The 8,746-nt window shown below is 43.1% G+C and carries 6 protein-coding genes and 1 pseudogene; 4 read left to right on the top strand and 3 right to left on the bottom strand.

Annotated elements, in window-relative coordinates; genetic code table 11:
• Nucleotides 1-122: 122 nt before the first annotated feature.
• On the bottom strand, nucleotides 123-1,508 hold the full coding sequence (locus tag MKY16_RS25245; protein ID WP_029518470.1) for an MFS transporter: 1,386 nt from the start codon (nucleotides 1,506-1,508) through the stop codon (nucleotides 123-125).
• Between the two features lie 110 nt (nucleotides 1,509-1,618).
• Between MKY16_RS25245 and MKY16_RS25240 the strand changes: the two genes are divergently transcribed.
• Nucleotides 1,619-2,506 (top strand): LysR family transcriptional regulator, encoded by an 888-nt coding sequence (locus MKY16_RS25240; protein ID WP_029518469.1) that lies wholly within the window; start codon nucleotides 1,619-1,621, stop codon nucleotides 2,504-2,506.
• Nucleotides 2,507-2,676: 170 nt separating this feature from the next.
• Here MKY16_RS25240 and MKY16_RS25235 read toward each other — a convergent pair whose 3' ends face one another.
• The gene (locus MKY16_RS25235) at nucleotides 2,677-3,519 is read right to left on the bottom strand and encodes a helix-turn-helix transcriptional regulator (protein WP_209950340.1); all 843 of its coding nucleotides are present in this window, start codon (nucleotides 3,517-3,519) and stop codon (nucleotides 2,677-2,679) included.
• A 149-nt stretch (nucleotides 3,520-3,668) separates the two neighbouring features.
• On the opposite strand from MKY16_RS25235, the gene MKY16_RS25230 reads away from it, so the two are divergent.
• Both MKY16_RS25230 and MKY16_RS25225 read left to right on the top strand, forming a co-directional pair.
• Nucleotides 3,669-5,729 carry a beta-galactosidase gene (locus MKY16_RS25230; RefSeq protein ID WP_340957674.1) on the top strand — a complete coding sequence of 687 codons (2,061 nt, stop codon included), beginning with the start codon at nucleotides 3,669-3,671 and terminating at the stop codon, nucleotides 5,727-5,729.
• 217 nt (nucleotides 5,730-5,946) lie between these two features.
• Nucleotides 5,947-6,527 (top strand): annotated as a pseudogene (locus MKY16_RS25225) (glycoside hydrolase family 2 TIM barrel-domain containing protein); the annotation flags it as partial.
• A gap of 122 nt (nucleotides 6,528-6,649) precedes the next feature.
• On the opposite strand, the gene MKY16_RS25220 reads toward MKY16_RS25225, so the two are convergent.
• The gene (locus MKY16_RS25220; RefSeq protein ID WP_029518466.1) at nucleotides 6,650-6,991 is read right to left on the bottom strand and encodes a winged helix-turn-helix transcriptional regulator; all 342 of its coding nucleotides are present in this window, start codon (nucleotides 6,989-6,991) and stop codon (nucleotides 6,650-6,652) included.
• A 106-nt stretch (nucleotides 6,992-7,097) separates the two neighbouring features.
• Here MKY16_RS25220 and MKY16_RS25215 point away from each other — a divergent pair, with 106 nt between their 5' ends.
• A complete protein-coding gene (locus MKY16_RS25215) occupies nucleotides 7,098-8,012 on the top strand; it encodes an arginase family protein (RefSeq protein ID WP_069011336.1) in 915 nt (304 codons plus the stop codon).
• Nucleotides 8,013-8,746: the final 734 nt, after the last annotated feature.

Genomic DNA, 8,746 nt, shown 5'->3' with positions numbered 1-8,746 from the left:
GGAAACTGCCCCGAAGCTTTCAAATGGCTTTGGGGCAATCTAAACAAACCACAAAAGCCGCAAGTCTCCAATAACCCAGGAGATTTACGGCTTTTGTGGTTTGAATTATGAACTTGGTGAACCTATGACTCATGCAATTGCGCTGACTTCTGGTGCCGCCGACTTATGAATACCAAAGACAATGCAATTACCGTGAGGATAATCCCAAGCATTTGAAATCCCTTGAAGCTAAATGTACCTCCCATTACGATACCTATCAATAATGAAGAGATAATAGTTCCCAGATATCTTGATGTGCTAAATAATCCGGATGCTACACCGATTATTTCTTTTGGAGAACTTTGAAACAGGGCTGCTTGCATACCTACATTGTTCAAACCGTTGCTAATACCGAATGCAGCTAAAGCCAAACACACGCTGATAACCGGTGAATTTGGATTCAATGTCACCAGCCACACTGACCCCAATGTCATCAGAATTGCGGACACCAGCAATGCCGGTCTGGGTCCTGATTTATCGATCCATTGTCCTGCAATGGGAGAAGTAATTAGCGAGCACAAGCCTAAGCTTAGCATGAGAATGCCTGTTTGGAATTCGCTGACATGACGTACCATTTGCAAGTAGGACGGAAGCCCGAAAAAGAGCGAGTAATATAGTACGTTAACGAGCATGAATTCGACATTAATCCAAATCATCGCAGGGTAACTGGCGAATGTGCGTAAAGGAATGAAGGGTGATGTCGCTTTTAACTCATGTCGTACGAATGCCCCCAGCGCAACGAAGCCTATCAGCCCGACAATGACATTTCCTAATGAGATATGCCCAGATGATTTTGCCGAGAGTAACCCAACGAGCAGGGCAACCAGACCCAATGTGAAGAGCAGAATCCCTGTTGCATCAATCAAATCAAACCATTTACGAAAAGACATGTTGCGTGCTACGGATGTTGGCAGTTCGTCCTTAGGAATATTCCTCCAAGCCAATACAAAGCTGGCCACCACAAACGGAATATTGATGAAAAAGATAGCAGGCCAATTCCACCAATGAATCAACACCCCGCCAATAAAGGGGCCAATTGCTGCTGCTCCAGATAGGAATATGGACAAAACAGACAACGCAGTTGCTTGTTTCTCTGTAATATGAATTCGAACAATAGCCATTCCAACTCCAACCATCATGCTTGTTCCGATGGATTGCACAATGCGGAACATGATGAGCCACCCGAAATTTAGTGATAATGGAGCTAATAATGATGCAATGAAGGCTACAACAAGCCCGGTAAGGAATATCTTCCTACGACCAAATAAATCGCTGGCCTTACCCATGACAGGTTGAGCGATGCTACTTGCAATGTAGAAAGAAAAAATAATCCAGGAAACACCTGTAAAGTCAAGATGGAACACATTTTGTAGACTTGGAATAGCAACTGAAACCATCGAAGAATTTAATGGGTTCAATAGTATCCCTAGACCAACTGAAATCATTAACCACCAGCTGCGAACGCTCATTTCTGGTCCCCCCATAGCGAATTAATGTCATCGTACTTGTAATCGATTATTTATTCCAACGCATTTGATGTTATAATCTCATTGACTTGAGGGAATGAATGGAGGGCATAATGGAACTTCTTCAACTGCAATATTTTCTGACGGTAGCTCGTTTGGAACATGTGACCGAAGCTGCACGAAGTCTGCACGTTACTCAATCGTCGCTGAGCAAAACGATTCAGCGTCTGGAGGAAGATCTGGGGGTTCCTCTATTCGATCGAACAGGGAGGAAACTGCGATTGAATGAGTTCGGAAGCAGATTCCTTCACCGTGCAGAGAGGGCTTTATTTGAATTGGAGCAGGGGAAGCAGGAGCTTAGTGATTTATCCAGCCCGGAACATGGCACTCTCGAATTGGCGGTGACCACCGCTAGCACATTACCCAATATCCTGCGAGAGTTTCGGAAAAAGCGACCCTATATTCAATTTCATGTGCAAATGCTGACTACGCAGGAAATGGTAACGCTTCTTCATAGAGGCGAGGTCGATTTTTGCTTGTCCTCACCTCCAATAGAGGGAGATGACATCGAATGCCAAATCGTGTTTATCGACCCAATCCTTGTAGCTGTTCCAAAGGGGCATCGGTTGGCAGATCGAAGCAGTGTAACGTTGAAAGATCTAAGGGATGAATGGTTTGTCGGTGTAAAGAGAGGCTACGGTACTCGCGATTTAGTGGACTCTGTATGCAAATCGGAAGGTTTCGTACCTAAATATGTGTATGAGGGGGATGAACCTGCAAGGCTTAGTACGCTTGTGGAAGCTGAAATTGGCATAGCCTTCATACCAAGCACGGCAAGGAATTCACGGGAACATCTTAAATATCTCCAAGTAGAAAATCACGAATTGGTACGGGAGATCGCTTTATTATGGCACAGAAGTCGGTATATTTCGCGGGCTGCTCTGGAATTCCGTGAGGTAGTTGTAGAATATTTCGGAGCGATATCCAAACAGACAATATAATCCCATAATATAAGCGAAATAAAAAATACATTAACAGAAGCGGTAGCGTAGGACATGTTAATCAAACGTCCTAAGCGGCCGCTTATTCTTTATTCAACTACAAAATTTGTGTTTTCGATTTGTACGCTGCCTACACACCTGCCTAGCTATTAAAGGAGTTCTTGCATTGACTAACCCATCCTTCTTAGCTGACGAAACTGCTCCGGTGTGATACCTGTTTGCTCCCGAAACCTCTTGATAAAATAGCTGCTTTGATGAAAACCAGATTCCAGTGCAATCTGCTTTACAGTGAGTGCCGTGGATACAAGGAGCTGTTTAGCCAGCGTTATTCGGCATTGGAGTAAATATTGAGCTGGGGTACTGCCCATGATCTGATGGAAGAGCCGGCTAAAATGAAAGGAGCTATAACCTGACGTCGCAGCCATTGTCTTCAAATCGAGCATGTTCTGACATTGCATACGAATATATTCCGCCGTATGACGAATCCTCTCATGGACGGTGCCGCCGGGAGAGGTCCCGAAAATTTGGTTGGAATGGTGGACGATCTCCAGAAGAATTTCATAAAGCAGGGAAGAGATCCGTACATCATAGTCGTGACGGTAAGCTTGGGCAAGTTGCAACATTTCTTCCATCAGCGGTTTTAAACGTTCTGGCCGGTGGAGCGAGAACAGATACGGTTCGTGCATGCTTCGGCCTTGTAATAGCGAATCTACATCTTGCCCGTCAAAATGAATCCATCGGACATCCCAGGGATCCTCGGGTTTAGTTCGATATTGCTGTGTCGTATGCTTGCCGAAAAGAAAGCCCATGCCAGGAGTAAGCTCGATTTCCTTCCCATCATGCACAATAGCGCCTTTGCCTGCAAAAATGATATGTAAATTGTATTCTATCAGTAATCCTGCATTCCTTCGCTCCCCATGATTGGGGAAATTCTTGTAATGCCCTAACGATTCGGGAAACAGTATACCTTTATTTAGAATGGGTGAAGGAAGATAACAATCTATTTTAATCATGTATCCATCTCCTTGAGTAAGTTAGCAAAAAAGTAATTCATTTAGCAAAATCGAGTTATTCTAATCCTTTTATTCCTATATTACAATAGATACAATTATAAGAGAATCACATTTTTGTACTATCACTTCTACTGAAGGAGAATTGGAGCATGCCGAAATCCTTATCTTTAGATCGCTTTCATTTGGGAGCTTGTTATTATCCTGAACACTGGGACGAATCGTTGTGGTCGGACGATCTCATAAGAATGAAGGAACTGGGCTTCAGCATCATTCGGATTGGAGAATTTGCTTGGTCGATCTTCGAGCCGGAGGAAGGAAAGTTCGAATTCACGCTGTTTGACCGTTTCTTGGAGCAGGCAGACGCGAACGGGATTCAAGTGATCATGGGCACACCAACAGCTACGCCACCAGCATGGCTTACTTATAAGTATCCCGAGGTGCTGAACGTATCCATGGAGGGGGTCACGTTCCAACATGGTCAGCGTCGGCATTATAACTACAGTAGTCCCATTTATTTAGAGCTTTGCGCACGTATTACAAGAGCGATGGCACAACATTACAAAGATCATCCGGCCATCATTGGGTGGCAAATTGATAATGAGCTGAACTGCGAGATAAACGTCTTCTATGCCGAGGCAGATCATCAGGCTTTCCGGCGCTGGCTAGAGGCAAAATACGGTACATTGGAGCAGCTCAACAAGGCCTGGGGTGCTGTATTCTGGAATCAAACTTATGACAGCTGGAAGCAGGTTCATCTAACTCGTCCAACCGTATCCGGGTCAACAAATCCTCATCAGGCTTTGGACGAGAAACGATTTATATCCGATAACACCATTTCGTTTGCCAAGCTACAAGTGGACATACTTCGGTCAGTGGCGCCTAATCAGTGGGTGACAACCAACGGTGTGTTCGGGCATTTGGATAGCCATAGGATGACGGATCAACTACTTGATTTTTTCTCGTACGATTCTTACCCTCAATTCAGTACCATTTATCCGGACCAAGGGGAGAAGCCATTGCTGGATCGCAAGTGGGGGCTTTCTTTAAGTAACGTCAGAGGGATGTCACCAAATTTCTGCGTGATGGAGCAGCAATCCGGTCCGGGAGGATGGGTGAACAGGATGGAGATGCCATCCCCGCGTCCGGGGCAGATGCGATTGTGGACCTACCAAAGCATTGCTCACGGGGCAGACATGATTTTGTATTTCCGCTGGAGAACGGCAACGTTTGGTACAGAAATGTACTGGCATGGAATTAATGATTATCACAATCAGCCGAATCGTCGGGTCGCAGAAGCAGGCCGCGTCGGAAAGGAGCTGCAAAAGGTTGGAGGACGGATTCTTGGCAAACGCTACGTGGCAGAAGTTGCTCTACTTCGCGATTATGATAACGAGTGGGATGGCGAGTTGGATAAATGGTATGGTCCCTTGACAAAGCAAAGTGAGCTCGGCTGGTACAAGGCACTGCAGTATGGACATATACCTTCGGATATGGTTACAATCCGTCCGGGTATGGAATCAGAGCAGCTGCGGGAACTGGGAAATTACAAGGTGTTGGTATACACGCATCCGGCGATCCTAAGAGACAGTACAGCAGCTATGTTGCAGAAGTATGTAGAGGATGGGGGCATCCTGATCTTCGGTTGCCGCACCGGTTATAAGAACGAGTTTGGTCACTGCCGTATGCAGCTACTCCCAGGGCCTGCAGCCGAAATGAGTGGCGTTCATGTAGAGGACTTTACGATGGTAAATGGGACGGCATCACCTGTATCGGTGCGGTTTAAGGAACAAGCCCTTGATTTTTGGGCTCCAGACTTCAACGACATTTTGAATGTTCATGCTGATACGGTAGAAGTACTTGCAGAGTACGCATCAAGCTACTATGAAGGAAAACCGGCCTTGACCGTCAATCGTGTTGGCGAGGGACTGGTCTACTATTGGGGCGCAGCTTTTGACTTACCGATAGCGGCTGAGCTTCTAAGACAGCTGCCGGTGGCATCTCCGCTTGCGGGGTGGTGCCAAGCTCCTTCGACGGTAGAAGTTGCTATTCGTGCGGATGTACAAGAAGAGCTGGTATTTCTATTGAATTACAGCGGAGAAACGGCTCAGGTTAAACTGAGTGTGGAGACGGAAGATCTCCTTTCCGGTAGCAAGCTTACGGGTACCGTACCATTGGAACCGTATGGAGTATGGGTATTAAAGAAAGTTTAAAATAAAAAGAGCATCAGCCGCTGATCTTAATCCGAAGATCAGTGGCTTTTTATTGTATTAAGCAAGGGAATAACATGTTGTTTTTGTGTACAAGGTTCGGCTCAATAATCGCTGTCTTTCCTATGGGTTCTTGAACCAGAGAAATCGAACATGATCGGTATTTAATACAAAATTAATATTTTAATACAAAATTAATAATTTAATACAATATTATTGACGCTTTTTATATTGGTGTGATGTGAAAGGCATGCTCGTCTGGTCGGAAATGGCGTCGACCTTTGAGTTCAATGATCAGGCGGTTAGCCGCTTTACGAAGGAATGGCTGGAAATCGTACCGCAGCAGTACAATCATCCAAGTATCATAACTTGGGCCCGTTCAATGAATCGTGTGGCATATCGACCATTGAACATGATGTAAGGCAGCAGTAGTTCACGCAAACCATTTATCATCTGACGAAGACTATTGATCCGTATCGTCCGGTGGTTACCAATGACGGATGGGAGCATAGGGTCTCGGATATTTTTAACTCTTCATGATTATGTGGAAACGGGCGAAGAGTTTTTGGGGCGATATCAGGAAAAGGAAAGCATCGTAAACAACAGCATTTCCTTTATTCAGTCGAAGCTTCTATCGAACGTTTCCGTGCAATCACCGGAGCAATTAAAGCGACCCCCTATCTCTCGGGCTATTGCTATACACAGGTGACCGATGTACAGCAGGAAGTCAACGGGTTGTTGACGGAAGACCGAAAACCGAAGGTTCCGCTTGAAGTGATTCGGGAGATAAATCTGGCTTGAAGCGATAATTAAGATAATAGTATTTGCAGAACGGCTGTATGCTGTCTCTTCCGTTGGAGAATAAGGAATGCGGCATCTTCAGCATACTTTTCGCATATAGGCTTTTTAGTAGAAAACTGGATTTAACTATTTTGATTTTTTGTTCCCCACTCACATAACCCTTCCAAAACAGGTAATAGCGTTTCTGCTTTATCTGTGAGACTGTACTCGACTTTAGGAGGAATTTGAGGATATTCTTTTCGATTTACCAGACCATCCGCTTCCAATTCTTTTAGTTGTGAACTCAATGTTTTATAAGTAATAGCCCCTATCTGTCTTTTCAGATCATTAAAGCGAACGGTCCGGTTTTCGGCTAGGAGATAAATAATAACCATTTTCCATTTACCACCAATCAATGAAACTGTATAACCAAAAGGTGTATCTTGAATATTTTTAACTTTACCTTTAAATTCAGCCATACTCATGGTTACAATATCCTTTCGGGTAGTACCTATCAAAATAGTGCGTACTACGTTTTTATTTGTGTTCAGTTTATACTAACCTTACTTTTGAAGTAAAGGAGAGAATAACATGACTAAAAAAACAATACGCCTGTTAATGCCACAATGGCAAGGGGGAAACAATCCTAATTACTCTTTTGGAGCCGAACTGCTTGCTTGGCTAGCTCCGGATAATGATCAACCCCTTATTCATGTTCCAGTTCAAGCTTATGATGGAACTCCACTTGAAAACGAAAACGGTATGAATGGGAGAACACAGCTACTTGAACAATTAGAGGCTGCTCAGCATATCATTGATGCTCATAAGCCAGATCGCATTGTAATGTTTGGTGGTGACTGCTTAGTGGAACAAGCTCCATTTGCCTATTTAAACGAACGATATGGTGGGGAATTAGGTTTAATTTGGATCGATGCTCACAGTGATTTAGTTAGATATGTAGGCTATGATAACGGACATACATTACCGCTCGGAAATCTGTTGGGAGAAGGAGATGAGGAATTCGCAAAGCATGTGAAAATCCCTCTAAAACCAGAAAATGTTTTTATCGCAGGATTAGCAACTCCTACAGAGCAAGAAATAGAAGTGATTTCAGAAGCGTTTCAAAGACTAGGTATAGCACCAACAGAACCAGATACAGAAGTGATTCAAAGACTAGGGATTAAAACTGCAGAAGCTCAAGAGTTAACAAACAGTACTGAATCTATAAAAGAGTGGATTAAAGAAAGTGGCATTAAGCATCTGGCTATTCACCTTGATTTAGATGTGCTTGACCCAAAAGCATTTCGTTCTTTATTATTCGCCAACCCTGAAGCACCTTATAATTATTCTCCTGCGGGAACAATGCAAATGCCCCAACTACTTAATCTGATTAGAGAACTATCTGAAGAAACAGATGTAGTTGGCTTAGGTATAACGGAGCATATGCCGTGGGATTCTATTAATTTAAAAAATCTGCTTGGAGAGATACCTATATTAAATAACTAAGTTCATACACGGATTATAAGAGAACAATGATCTGCTTACAGTTTGTCTGGTTCTACTCCGCTTGTACTTTTCGGAAGCTGCACATTAGGCGAATATCCCCTATAATGGATCTTAAAACTAATTACAGACGTCTTATTATGTAAAAGTACGTTGAAATCGGTTACCCAATAAAGTCGCCATTTTGGCGGCTTTTTTGTTTTGGATAAAATTTATAGTAAGCCTTCAAAGGTGCCTATAATCTTTATAATGATGGTTTGACACTGAATTAGTGGGAAATGTGGGAAGGCGGTTCACTTGCTTCATTTGCTGAATAATTGATCATTAGCTCATAGTCTCTTTAAAAAACGTTTCTTTTAGGGAGTTACAATAACAGCTATTAAATAATTTGCATGATTCAGGCGCATTGTTATGAGTTTTTCAAATAGATTTTAAAACTTTTTATTAATCAAGGAATAGTGCTGGAGGACAAAAATATATATGCTTTAGGTCGCTTTGATGAATTTTATCTCTGGAGGACGATATAGAAAATCAATCGAAGCGAAATAAGTGATGTAACTCTAAATGAAAGCGGTTAAAGGAGGAGCCTTTATTAAGCCTTTGGGATGAAGATTTGAATAGAAAACTATGAAGGGAGGGTCGACCTAGAAAAGACAATTTAGGTAAATTAGTGAACTTCAAGATGAATAATACAGGACTAATCAAGCAGTTGTTTATTTATATGAATTGGAGGTTTT

The sequence above is a fragment of the Paenibacillus sp. FSL L8-0641 genome, assembly GCF_038006265.1.
Lineage (GTDB): Bacteria > Bacillota > Bacilli > Paenibacillales > Paenibacillaceae > Paenibacillus > Paenibacillus polymyxa_D.
This window is presented reverse-complemented; position numbering and strand designations above follow the sequence as displayed.